This window comes from Macrococcus animalis (genome assembly GCF_047425875.1).
In the GTDB taxonomy this organism is placed as follows: Bacteria; Bacillota; Bacilli; order Staphylococcales; family Staphylococcaceae; genus Macrococcoides; species Macrococcoides animalis.
The window spans coordinates 573,465-585,535 of the sequence record NZ_CP179727.1 but is presented as its reverse complement, the minus strand read 5'-3'; the positions used below and the strand labels follow the sequence as shown (position 1 = coordinate 585,535).

The window sequence follows — 12,071 nt, the reverse complement described above, 5'->3', positions numbered from 1 at the left end:
ATGTAAATCTTAATAAGAAAAGATTAATAAAATAAACAGCAACATCTGAGAGATGCGCATTAATGGAGGAAATTATATGAAGGAAAAGAAAATATCAATATTTATGTTTTTCTTGATGACAGTTCTCGCTGTCTCATTCAAAACTTATTTTGCTTACTATATTGATTTATCACTGGGTGTTAAAGGATTAGTTCAAAATTTAATATTACTCATGAACCCTTACAGTTTAGTTGCGCTTATATTAAGTGTATTTTTATTCTTTAAAGGCAAGAAATCATATTGGTTTGTATTTATTGGCGGATTCTTACTGACATTTTTATTGTATGCAAATGTCGTTTACTTCAGGTTTTTCTCAGATTTCATTACATTTAGTACATTAAACCAAGTGAGTAACGTAGAATCAATGAGTGGTGCATTATGGAGTTCATTTGAATGGTATGACTTTGTATACTTCTTAGACACAATTGCATTCCTGTTTATTCTATTGTTTAGAAATGAATCTTTATCAAATAAATCTTTCAAGAAAAAATATGTACCTGTATTAATGGGTGTGTCAGTTTCATTATTCTTTTTAAACTTAGCTTTTGCGGAAACAGATCGTCCGGAATTATTAACAAGAACATTTGATCATAAATATTTAGTGAAATATTTAGGGCCATTTAACTTTACAGTTTACGATGGAGTTAAGACGATTCAAAATAATCAACAAAAAGCATTAGCGAGTTCTGATGATTTAGCAAAAGTACAATCATATACAAAAACAAAATATGCTGCACCAAATGGTGCAACTTTCGGTATTGCAAAAGAGAAAAATGTCATTAAAATTCACTTAGAAAGCTTCCAAACTTTCTTAATTAATTATAAAGTGAATGGTGAAGAAGTTACACCTTTCTTAAATTCATTAGCAGGCGGACAAAAAGACTTTATTTATTACGATAATTTCTTCCACCAAACTGGACAAGGTAAAACAAGTGACTCAGAGCTTACTATGGATAATAGTATTTACGGTTTACCTCAAGGCTCTGCATTCAGTTTAAAAGGTGATAACACCTATCAATCATTACCAGCAATCATGCACCAACAACAAAAGTATTCAACATCAGTAATGCATGGTGATTACAAAACTTTCTGGAACAGAGATCAAATTTATAAACATTTTGGCATTGATAAATTCTATGATGCATCATATTACGATATGGCAGAAGAGAATTTAGAAAACTTAGGTCTTAAAGATAAAGAATTCTTTGATGAATCTATTGCATTCTTGAAAGAAGAGCAACAACCTTTTTACTCACATTTAATTACTTTAACAAATCACTATCCATTTACGATTGATAAGACAGAAGCGACAATAGACACACCTAATACAGGAAATCCAACAGTTGATGGGTATGTACAAACAGCACGTTATTTAGACGAAGCAGTTGAAGATTTTGTTAATGATCTGAAAAAAGAAGGATTATACGAAGATTCAGTAATTATGATTTACGGTGACCATTATGGTATCTCAGAGAATCATAACAAAGCAATGGAAGAATTATTAGGTGAAGAGATTACACCAACGAAATTTATGGACTTACAACGTACTGGATTATTTTTAAAAGTACCTGGCGTGAAAGGTAAAGTGGATCATACGTATGCGGGTCAAATTGATGTAGCTCCAACATTATTACATTTACTGGGTATAGACTCTAAACCTTACGTTATGTTCGGTACAGACTTGATGTCTAAAGCGCATCATGATACGGTTGTATTTAGAAATGGAGACTTTATCAGTCCTAAGTACAAATCGATTAACGGTGTGTTCTATGATAATAAAACAAACTTACCTCTAGATAATGAAGTACAAAAGAAAGAAGCAGTTGAAATGAAGCATACAGCTGAGAAAGAATTAGAGATGTCTGATGCTTTGCTTAACGGTGATTTATTACGTTTCTATAAAAATAAAGACTTCAGTAAAATTAATCCTTCAAAATATGAGTATATGAACGGTACTAAAGGAAAAGAAAAATAAAATTTAAAGACGCTTATCTGCTATCAGATAAGCGTCTTTATTTATCCTAGTGATACATCTAGTATCATCATAATCGTAAAACCTAACATTAATCCAAGTGTAGCTAAGTCAGTATTTGCCCCAGATTGAGATTCTGGAATTAGTTCTTCTACGACAACGAATATCATCGCACCAGCTGCAAAGGCCAAGGCATATGGTAAAATGGGAGTGATTAAGATAACTGCAGCAGCCCCTACCATTGCAAAAATTGGTTCAACGATGGCTGAACCATGGCCCATGTTAAATGCAGTCCATTTTGATTTGCCGTCAGCATGAATAGGTAAGGATAAAGCAGCTCCTTCCGGTATATTTTGAATGCCGATACCAATAGCGAGCCCAATTGCAGCCATTAACATTTGTTCATTACCTGTTAATATTCCACCAAATCCAACACCTATAGCTAATCCTTCAGGGATGTTGTGCATTGTGATCGCTAAGAATAATAATGTAGATTTCTTAAGATTTGTTTTTGGACCTTCTTGTTGATGGCTAGGCTGACCTTTTAAATGAATATGAGGGATAATGACATCAAGCATTCTAATGAATAATCCACCAAGTAAGAATCCTACTGCTGCTGGAATCCATGGAATATGCCCTGCTTTCTCACTAAATTCAATTGCCGGTGCTAAGAGAGACCAAAAAGATGCTGCAATCATGACACCAGCAGCGAATCCTTGCATCGTGTTTAAGACTTTAAAATTGACTGATTTAAATAGAAATACGACTGCTGCACCCACGCCAGTCATTGACCAAGTAAAAAGACCGGCAAGTCCAGCTTGTGCAACAGGAGATAATTGACTAAACCATTCGAACATGTGTACCTCCCAGAGTAAAAAAGTGTATAATATAATACTGAAGTTTATAATACATAACTATATCATAAAAATATTAAGAGGTAATATTTATTTTTATAGATTACTTACACATATATTTTATTGAATAGAATTTACTATAGGGAGTTAACAAATGGAAGCCTATAAAATAGAACATTTATCAAAACAATATGGTGTAAAGACAGTATTTGAGGATATATCATTAAGCATTTCAGTCGGAGATAAAATTGCGTTAGTTGGCATTAACGGGACAGGAAAGAGCGCATTACTAAAATGTATCGCTGAAATTGAGGATCACCACGGTGTTGTGACACATCCAAAAGACTTCACGATTGAGTATGCGGCACAACAACCGATACTTAATGAAGATCTATCTATCGTAGATAATGTGATTGATGAAAACCATCCAGTCATGCAAAAGTTTAAAAAATATGATGAATTATTAAAGAAAATGGAAATTGAAATGAATGACACTTTAATTGAACAGCTTAGTGTCGTTCAACAACAGATTGAACAAATGGATGGTTTTAGTTATCGAGCTGAAGCAGAATCGATACTTACGAAGCTCGGTATTATGGATTTATCTCAACCTATTTCATCTTTAAGTGGTGGACAGAAGAAACGTGTGGCACTTGCGAAGTCATTGTTAAAAGCACCCGATTTATTGTTGCTTGATGAGCCGACCAATCATTTAGACTTTGAATCGATTCACTGGTTGATTTCATTTATTAAACAATATAAGAAATCTGTACTTGTAGTAACACATGATCGCTATTTTTTAAATGAAGTAACCAATCGAATTGTAGAACTTAGAAATGGTAAGTTGTTCTTATATAAAGGGAATTACAATGATTATATTATGCACAAAGCTGAGCTTGAAATCATCGAAAGCAAGCAAGAACAAAAAGAAAAGCAACTGTTTAAACAGGAACTCGATTGGATGCGTAAAGGTGCAAAAGCACGTACGACGAAACAACAAGCACGAATCGATCGTTTTGGTGCAATTGAAGACAAAGTGAAGGCACATCAAACGAAAGAATCAATAGATATTAATCTTGCACACAAACGTTTAGGTAAGCAAGTATTCGAATTTGAAGAGATAGGTATGAACTTTGGTGAAAAAGTATTATTTAAAGATTTCAGTACAATTGTTCAAACGTCAGATCGTATCGGTATTGTTGGACAGAACGGTACCGGAAAATCAACATTACTGAATATCATTTCACGTCTTGTAAAACCGACACATGGTAAAATGATCACGGGTCAAACGGTGAAGATAGGTTACTACAAGCAAGATGATGTGAAACTCAATCAAGATTTACGTGTCATTGATTTCTTACGTGAAAAAGCAGAAGCCGCCACTACGTCTACCGGAGAGAAAATTTCAGTTACACAATTATTAGAACGTTTCTTATTCCCTTCAAATATGCACGGGACATATATTCACCGATTAAGTGGTGGAGAGCGAAAGCGTCTTTACTTATTAAGTATATTAATTGAAGGACCAAATGTATTGTTACTCGATGAACCTACAAACGATTTAGATACGGAGACGTTAACAATTTTAGAAGACTACTTAGAAGGGTTTAACGGAGCAGTTATTACTGTCAGCCATGATCGCTACTTCTTAAATAAAGTAGTAGATACGTATTGGTTTGTAAATAACGAACGTATTGATAAAGTACTGGGCGACTTTGATGATTATTTAAGCTATAAACAAATCGCTGACCAGAAAGAAAAAGAAGTTAAACTACAAGCTGAACGAAAAGAAAAAGAAACACAGCAAATCAAACCATCTACACGTGTGTCATATAAAGATAAACGCCGATTTGAATTTTTAAGTGAAGAAATCGAAAAGTTAGAAGCGCGACTTGAAGCACTTGATGCTTCGATTGCAGTTGAGTCGACAAATTATGATAAATTAAATCAATTAACAACTGAGCGTCTAACAGTTGAAGCTCAATATGAAATGTATTTCGAAGAATGGGATGAACTGAGTGAACGAATGGAGTAAATCATGAAGAATGTATTAAAAGAATACTTTGGCTATGAAGACTTTCGTCCTGGTCAAAGAGAGTTAATTCAAAATGCAATGGCAAATCAACCGACGCTTGGCATATTACCAACAGGTGGTGGTAAATCTATCTGTTATCAAATTCCAGGCATGATGAAAGGTGGACTAACGCTCGTTATTAGTCCATTGATTTCATTAATGAAAGACCAAGTGGATAGTTTAAATGCCAGTGGGATTAATGCTGCATTTTTAAATTCTACACAAAGGGTGAAAGAGACGAAGCAGATTGAAAAGGATTTATTAAATGGTGATTATCAATTTTTATATGTTGCACCTGAACGTTTTAATCAGCGTCAATTTATCAACCTGATTTATCAACTTGATATTAAGCTCATCGCATTTGATGAAGCACACTGTATTTCTAAATGGGGTCATGACTTTAGACCGAGTTACCGAGAATCGATTAAAGCTGTTATGAGTTTACCGCATCACTTTACGATCATGGCATTAACTGCTACGGCTACTGTTGATGTAAAAGAAGATATTTGTGATTTATTACATATCGGTGAACAGTACGTCATAGAAACAAGTACGAAACGAGATAATTTGAAGTTTATCTTGGATCCAACCTATCAAAAGCAGAAGCGATTATTATTATTTATTAAAGAACATATTGAAGACTCAGGTATTATTTATGCTAGTACACGTAAACAGGTGGAAAGTTTAAGTGAAGTATTGCGTATGGAAGACATTAATCACGCGATATATCATGCCGGATTACATAAAGACATGAAAGATGAGAATCAATCGAAGTTTGTACGAGATGATATTAAAGTGATGATAGCAACGAATGCCTTTGGTATGGGGATTGATAAGTCTAACGTACGATACGTAGCGCATTATAACTTACCACAAGATTTAGAAAGTTATTATCAAGAAGCAGGACGCGCAGGGCGTGATGGACTGGAAAGTGAATGTTTATTATTGTTTAGTGACCAAGATATTAAATTACAACAATTTTTTATTGAAACGAGTAATGATGAAGCAGTTCAAGAGTTAAAGAAAGAAAAGCTCAATAAGATGATTGCGTATACAAAGACGAAGCAATGTTTACAAGCAACAATTATTAATTATTTTAATCCAAATGAACATCTATCGAAATGTGGACAATGTTCAAACTGTCTTGAAGAAGTTGAGAATTATAATATGACAACTGAAGCCAAGAAAATATTGAGTTGTATTGTGCGTATTAAGACACCTGTTCATAAACTTACAATTACAAAGGTGCTGCATGGTGAGCGAGATGATGCGATCCTACATGCAGGATATGATCGCTTATCTACGTTTGGTTTACTGAAAGAATATCATACAAGTGCAATTCAATCCTTTATTGAAACCCTACTGTTTAATGGCTTCATTTTCGAACAACAAGGAAAACTTTTCTGCCATGAAAGTGCACGAGATATATTAATGGGCGATACACAAGTAAGGACTTACTATAAAAGTGCAACATATAATGAGCGTGTAAAAATTACTACAATTGGCACGATAGATGAAGTATTATTAAAGCAATTGATGGATGTACGTAAGCGATTGTCAGATGATTTATCAGTACCCCCATTTACGATATTCTCTGATCATACATTACAATTATTTGCGACGAAAAAGCCAACATCTAAAGATGAAATGATTCTTATTGAAGGAGTAGGATCATATAAATTAAAACATTACTGTCCAGATTTTATCGAGGCAATTAAAGCATATTCGACATGACAAGATATTGTCATGTCTTTTTTGTTTTTCGTGTTTAAACATGTTAGATTAGGATAAATGTTTAACAATAAATTTTTTGCGAGGTGGCGTATGATTCGTTTTGAAAATGTAACGAAACAGTATGATGAAAAAATCGCGGTAGATAATATTTCATTTGAAATAAAAGAAGGCGAGTTCTTCGTGTTAATCGGACCTTCTGGAAGTGGAAAGACAACCACTCTTAAAATGATTAATAGATTGATTACATTATCTAAAGGTTATATTTATTTCAAAGATAAACCGATTAGTGATTATAAACTAGATCAGATGCGTTGGGATATTGGATATGTCTTGCAACAAATCGCACTATTCCCACATATGACGATAAAAGAGAATGTTAGTCAAGTGCCTTTAATGAAAAAGTGGTCCAAACAAAAGATAGATAGCGAAGTAGACCGTCTCCTCAATATGGTAGGTTTACCTGCTAAAGAGTATAAAAATCGCTATCCAAGTGAGTTGTCAGGTGGACAGCAACAACGTGTTGGTGTTGTTCGTGCATTAATGGCTGATCCACCGGTTATCTTAATGGATGAACCGTTTAGTGCCTTAGATCCATTATCAAGGGAGAAACTACAAGATGATTTAATTCAATTACAATCTGAAATACATAAAACGATTGTATTTGTAACGCATGATATATCTGAAGCACTAAAATTAGGGGATCGCATCTGCTTAATGAATGAAGGTCGAATCGAACAAATAGGCACACCGGAATCATTTATTAATCAACCTAATAATGATTTCGTGAACTCATTTATGGGTGATGCAGCAAATCAAACACTATATGCCAGAAACTATATGGATAGTTCAAGTGTAATTAGTACAAATGCAACGATTGATGCGAATGCAACATCACACGAAGTATTTGCTAGCCTGAGCGTTCACGAGCACATTGCTGTCATAGATGCTGATAAAGTTATTGGTATTATTTCGCGTGATAAAGTATTTAGTAAGCTGAGTCAGGAGGCGAGATAATGAAAGGGTTTATAGATACATTTAATGAACGTAAATGGGAACTTGCACATACGTTATTTGAACATATTCAAATATCATTTATTGCGTTACTAATTGCGACCTTAATTGCTATTCCAATTGGTATATGGTTAACACGTCATACAAAGATTGCTGAACCGATTATTAATATTGCTGCGATTATGCAGACAATACCTTCCCTTGCGTTACTAGGTCTAATGATACCATTCTTTGGAATCGGTCGTGTACCAGCAATAATTGCACTTGTAATTTATGCGATATTACCAATATTACGTAATACTTATACTGGTATTAAAGAAGTGGATCCATCTTTAAAAGAAGCCGCACAAGGTATTGGTATGAATACATATCGTCAACTCAAAAATGTAGAAATCCCAATAGCAATGCCAGTTATAATGGCAGGAATTCGTACAGCAATGGTATTAATCATCGGAACAGCAACACTTGCTGCTTTTATTGGAGCGGGTGGTTTAGGTGATTTAATCTTACTGGGTATCGATAGAAATAATATGAATATACTATTACTTGGGGCAATTCCAGCTGCAATTTTAGCATTAATTTTTGATTTCATCTTAAAGCGTATGGAAAAGTTGTCTTATCGAAAGATGATGGTTGTAATTGGATTATTATTACTTTCATTTTTAATCGTTGCCATCTGGCCGTTATTCTTTCAGAAGGATAATCAAATGAAATTTGCAGGTAAGCTAGGTACTGAACCTGAAATCATTACGAATATGTATAAATTGCTTATTGAAGATCAAACAGATGTGAATGTAGAGATTGAACCTGGTATGGGAAAAACTACATTTTTATTCAATGCTTTAAAATCGGATAATGTAGATGGTTATTTAGAATTTACTGGTACCGTATTAGGTGAAATTACGAAAGAAAATCCTAAATATACCACTGAAAAAGAAGTTTATAAGCAAGCAAATGATAGTATCCATAAGAAATATCAAATGTCACTATTAAAACCAATGCAATACAATAATACGTATGCCCTGGCAGTAAAAAAAGAGTATGCGGATAAATATAATTTAAAAACTATCAGTGATTTACAAAAAGTTAAATCATCAATTAAAGCTGGATTTACGTTAGAGTACAATGACCGTATGGATGGTTATAAAGGCATTCAAAAGAAATATGATATTAAATTTAATAATGTAAAAACGATGGAACCTAAAATACGTTATCAAGCGATTGAACAAGGGAAAATCGATTTAATTGATGCATATTCTACAGACGCAGAATTGAAAAAATATGGTATGGTAGTATTAAAAGATGACAAGCATCTTTTCCCACCATATCAAGGTGCACCATTATTAAAAGATGAAACAATCAAGAAACATCCAGATGTTGTTAAAGCATTAAACAAATTATCAAATAAGATAACGGACGAAGAAATGCAAACGATGAACTATGCAGTAACGTATCAAAATAAATCACCAGAAAGTGTTGCGAAGACGTATTTAAAGAAAGAAAAATTAGTTAAATAAGAAAAATTATTTATTATAATATAATTTATATATCATGTAAAACACTTATAGTCTTTAAAGAGAGCAGGGATAAAAATGAAACCTCAACTAAAAGAATTACAAGTATATGCAGCAGGATTATCGGACGAAGCTTTAAAACGTAAAACTGGTTACGAAGGTGAATTTAGTCGTTTAGCTTCAAATGAGAATCCAATTGGACCTACACCAAAAGTACAAGAAGTTTTGTCTACAGCATTAACAGGATTAAACTATTATCCAGATCCAGAAGCACACCATTTAAAAGAAAAGTTATCAGCATTTTATGATGTACCGACAGAGCAAATATTTGTTGGCGCTGGATTAGATGAAGTAATAATGTTAATTTCACGAGCCGTACTTTCACAAAATAGTGAAGTAATAACAAGTGAGGGTACTTTCATACAATATACGACGCATGCTTTAATTGAAGGAACGCAACTAATAACAGTACCATTAAAGCAAGGTGTATTCGATTTAGAGGCGATGTTAGATGCTGTTTCAGATAATACAAATTTAATATGGATTTGTAACCCGAATAACCCAACAGGTACTTATGTTTCAGAAGATGCTTTAAGAAAGTTCTTAAATCAAGTACCAAGAGAAGTAACTGTTGTTTTAGACGAAGCATATTTCGAGTTCGTGGAAGCTCAGGATTATCCTAATAGCGTTCAATTATTAAAAGAATTTCCAAACCTGATTGTTTTACGTACTTTCTCTAAAGCATATGGCTTAGCGGCAATGCGAGTAGGATATGCAATGACATCTAAAGCATACGTAAGTGAATTTAATAAAGTGAAGTTGCCGTTCAATGTAACTACATTGTCTTTACTTGCAGCTGAAGTGGCATTAGAAGACCAGGCACATTTACAAGCATATATTGCGTCTAATAAAGCAGAGCGTGATATATTTTTTTCAAAACCTTATAGCGAGCACTTTTTACCAAGTCAAACCAACTTTATCTTCATTATGACAGATAAACCACAAGTATTATTTGATACGCTTATTAAATACGGTGTAATTTCACGTCCAATGCCAAATGGTGTACGAGTAACAATTGGTACTCACGAAGACAATAAGAAGATAGATGTAGCTTTGACTGAATTTTTTGGTGCGTAGAGAATAAGTTGAGCTAAATGATAATCGAATCGTTTAGCTTTTTTGATACATTGAATTATAATAAAGATAAGTAAAGTGCTTAAAAATAAAAATGAGGTGTAAGTATGAAGAAGTCAATCGCAATCGATATGGATGAAGTTTTAGCAGACACGCTAAAGAAAGTTTTGTTTCAATTTAATGAACGTACGGGATTAGATATAAAACATGAAGATTTATATGAGAAAAAATTAAGAACTGAATATCCTGAGCATGTTGATAAATTAAATGATTTATTATTAGATCGTGCATTCTTTAGAGACTTAGAAGTATTACCAGATGCAATTAGAGTTGTGGAACGATTAAATCAACATTTTGATGTATATATTGCGACAGCTGCAATGGATGTACCAACATCTTTTGATGCTAAATATGAGTGGTTACTTGAACACTTCCCATTTCTAGATCCGCAACATTTCATTTTCTGTGGGAATAAAGGGGTTGTCGGAACAGACTATTTAATCGATGATAATCCAAGACAATTAGCTGCATTTAAAGGCACAGGACTTATTTTTGATGCTGTCCATAATCAAAGTATTAAAGAATATGACCGAATGAAAAGCTGGTTAGATGTTGAAAAGTACTTTTTTGAAGACTAGTTGATTTTATATTTAATAAGTTAAAATGTAAGTAGCCGAGGAAATGTACAATTATAAAAGGAGTAGGATATAAAATATCCTACTCCTTTTCTTCATGCAAAACAATTCGATCAGTTGATGTAAGTATTTTGAGTTTATTAGGTAATACTTGTATAGATAAAGGTGTTTCTAGATCGATTTCTCCATCAACATCCACTTCCATCACTTTCTCAGTCATAATCTTTATCGTCTCACCCGAATAATGTTCGATATTTTGACTGATTTCATTCCAATTGATCTCAGATTTTATCGCAATCATTTCAGTGAATAGCTTCAAGCCGCTTTCTTTGAATATAAAGACGTTCAATCTACCGTCATTAGGTGACAATTCTAAAAGCGGTATTTTATTCCCTCCTACAAAGGCACCATTAGCAATGATTATCATAGAAGATTCACCATCATATCTATTTCCATCAATTTCTATATTATATTTAAAGAATGTAGGGTTAGTTACATTCTTTATTGTAGAGAAGAGATAGCTAAATTTACCCAGTTTACTTTTATAATCGGGATTGACACTATTAGAATTTTCTACAATAAGTCCTAATCCCGCAAAATTCAGAGCATATCGCTCATTCGTTTCCATGACATCATAATATTTCACTTCTGCAGTTAAAAGTTGTTCGGCGGCTCTCACTGGATTAGGATGTAGGTTCAGTGATTTCGTAAAGTCGTTAAAAGTGCCACCTGGTAATATGCCAATCGGTACATGATATTCGCCATCAATCATGCCATTAATGAGTTCATGTACCGTTCCGTCACCCCCAAGAATTAAATATATATCAAATTTCGACGTTGATTGTACTAGGTAATCATAGATTTCTCCTTGTTCTACACTTCGATAAATAGTGAGTTGATTAATAAATCGTGTTAAGCTTTTTGAGACCTCACCAATAATTTGATGAACATCTCCTTGTCCTGCATGATCATGATAAAAAAGAATTCCAGTTTTAAATTTTTGCATGGCTAGCACCTCAAGTCATTATTACTTATCATTTTATATTATTCCCGTTTTGTTAAGTGTTAATCTATTTCTAAATTAAAAAAAGTACTTAGACAAGA

9 protein-coding genes are annotated in these 12,071 nt (G+C 33.4%); 7 read left to right on the top strand and 2 right to left on the bottom strand.

What is annotated here, in order from left to right:
* Window positions 1–76 precede the first annotated feature (76 nt).
* The gene (ltaS, locus tag ACMGE9_RS02985) at window positions 77–2,014 is read left to right on the top strand and encodes a polyglycerol-phosphate lipoteichoic acid synthase LtaS (RefSeq protein WP_414043774.1); all 1,938 of its coding nucleotides are present in this window, start codon (window positions 77–79) and stop codon (window positions 2,012–2,014) included.
* A gap of 41 nt (window positions 2,015–2,055) precedes the next feature.
* Here ltaS and ACMGE9_RS02980 read toward each other — a convergent pair whose 3' ends face one another.
* Window positions 2,056–2,868 carry a ZIP family metal transporter gene (locus tag ACMGE9_RS02980; RefSeq protein ID WP_414043773.1) on the bottom strand — a complete coding sequence of 271 codons (813 nt, stop codon included), beginning with the start codon at window positions 2,866–2,868 and terminating at the stop codon, window positions 2,056–2,058.
* A 151-nt stretch (window positions 2,869–3,019) separates the two neighbouring features.
* On the opposite strand from ACMGE9_RS02980, the gene ACMGE9_RS02975 reads away from it, so the two are divergent.
* The 6 genes from ACMGE9_RS02975 (at window position 3,020) to ACMGE9_RS02950 (ending at window position 10,970) form a co-directional block, all read left to right on the top strand.
* Window positions 3,020–4,900: an ABC-F family ATP-binding cassette domain-containing protein gene (locus tag ACMGE9_RS02975; RefSeq protein ID WP_414043772.1), complete on the top strand. Its 1,881-nt coding sequence runs from the start codon at window positions 3,020–3,022 to the stop codon at window positions 4,898–4,900.
* Window positions 4,901–6,673, top strand: coding sequence for a DNA helicase RecQ (recQ, locus tag ACMGE9_RS02970; protein WP_414044436.1), 1,773 nt, complete (start codon window positions 4,901–4,903; stop codon window positions 6,671–6,673). It abuts the gene before it with no gap.
* 90 nt (window positions 6,674–6,763) lie between these two features.
* Complete coding sequence (locus tag ACMGE9_RS02965) at window positions 6,764–7,687, top strand: ABC transporter ATP-binding protein (protein WP_414043771.1); 924 nt, start codon at window positions 6,764–6,766, stop codon at window positions 7,685–7,687.
* The gene (locus ACMGE9_RS02960; RefSeq protein WP_414043770.1) at window positions 7,687–9,201 is read left to right on the top strand and encodes an ABC transporter permease/substrate-binding protein; all 1,515 of its coding nucleotides are present in this window, start codon (window positions 7,687–7,689) and stop codon (window positions 9,199–9,201) included. The genes ACMGE9_RS02965 and ACMGE9_RS02960 overlap by 1 nt, the downstream gene beginning before the upstream one ends.
* 75 nt (window positions 9,202–9,276) lie before the next feature.
* A complete protein-coding gene (gene hisC / locus ACMGE9_RS02955) occupies window positions 9,277–10,335 on the top strand; it encodes a histidinol-phosphate transaminase (RefSeq protein ID WP_414043769.1) in 1,059 nt (352 codons plus the stop codon).
* Between the two features lie 104 nt (window positions 10,336–10,439).
* A complete protein-coding gene (locus tag ACMGE9_RS02950) occupies window positions 10,440–10,970 on the top strand; it encodes a 5' nucleotidase, NT5C type (protein ID WP_414043768.1) in 531 nt (176 codons plus the stop codon).
* 79 nt (window positions 10,971–11,049) lie between these two features.
* Here the strand turns inward: ACMGE9_RS02950 and ACMGE9_RS02945 are convergent, their stop codons facing one another.
* A complete protein-coding gene (locus ACMGE9_RS02945) occupies window positions 11,050–11,973 on the bottom strand; it encodes a diacylglycerol/lipid kinase family protein (RefSeq protein ID WP_414043767.1) in 924 nt (307 codons plus the stop codon).
* Between the last annotated feature and the right edge of the window lie 98 nt (window positions 11,974–12,071).